Origin of the sequence: Bartonella pachyuromydis, assembly GCF_039543065.1 — a bacterium.
Taxonomy (GTDB): domain Bacteria; phylum Pseudomonadota; class Alphaproteobacteria; order Rhizobiales; family Rhizobiaceae; genus Bartonella; species Bartonella pachyuromydis.
Window position 1 is genome coordinate 1 of record NZ_BAABJA010000051.1, and the last position, 1184, is coordinate 1184.

General features: G+C 44.8%; 1 protein-coding gene. It reads right to left on the bottom strand.

What is annotated here, in order from left to right:
- Window positions 1-8 precede the first annotated feature (8 nt).
- A complete protein-coding gene (gene tuf, locus ABD917_RS08680; protein ID WP_144756285.1) occupies window positions 9-1184 on the bottom strand; it encodes an elongation factor Tu in 1176 nt (391 codons plus the stop codon).

A 1184-nucleotide genomic window follows, 5' to 3' on the forward strand; every position in this document is an offset into this window, starting at 1 on the left:
ACCATTATTTACTCAATGATCTTAGAAACGATACCGGCACCAACAGTACGACCACCTTCACGAATAGCAAAGCGAAGTTTCTCTTCCATAGCTATCGGAACAATCAGAGAAACATCCATCGCAACATTATCACCAGGCATAACCATCTCGGTACCTTCTGGAAGCGTCACTATCCCCGTAACATCAGTGGTACGGAAATAAAACTGAGGACGATAATTCGTGAAAAACGGAGTATGACGACCACCTTCATCTTTCGTTAAAATATAGGCTTCTGCTTTAAAGCGGGTATGAGGAGTAACCGAACCAGGTTTCGCCAAAACTTGCCCACGTTCAATCCCTTCACGATCAACACCACGAAGAAGCGCACCAATATTATCACCAGCCTGACCCTGATCTAAGAGTTTACGGAACATTTCAACACCAGTAACCGTCGTCTTAGAAGTCGGACGAATACCGATAATCTCAATTTCCTCACCAACCTTAATAACACCACGCTCAACACGGCCCGTAACAACCGTTCCACGACCCGAAATAGAGAAAACATCCTCAATCGGCATCAAAAATGGCTGATCAACAGGACGCTCAGGTGTTGGTATATAATTATCAACTTCACTCATCAAAAGACGTACCGCATCTTCTCCAATGCTCTTATCCTTATCTTCAAGAGCAGCCAACGCAGAACCCTTTACGATCGGTATCTCATCTCCTGGAAAATCATATTTTGATAACAGCTCACGTACTTCAAGCTCAACAAGCTCCAAAAGCTCCGCATCATCAACCTGATCAACCTTATTGAGAAAAACAACAATCGCTGGAACACCAACCTGACGCGCCAACAAAATATGCTCACGTGTCTGAGGCATCGGACCATCAGCAGCAGAAACAACCAAAATCGCTCCATCCATCTGTGCCGCACCCGTGATCATGTTTTTCACATAATCCGCGTGTCCAGGACAATCAACATGCGCATAGTGCCGCTTCTCTGTTTCATATTCAACATGCGCTGTAGAAATGGTAATCCCACGGGCACGCTCTTCTGGCGCCGCATCAATTTGATCATAGGCTTTAAATTCACCAAAATATTTCGTAATCGCTGCTGTCAACGAAGTCTTCCCATGATCAACGTGACCAATCGTTCCTATATTAACATGCGGTTTCGTGCGTTCAAATTTGCTCTTTGCCAT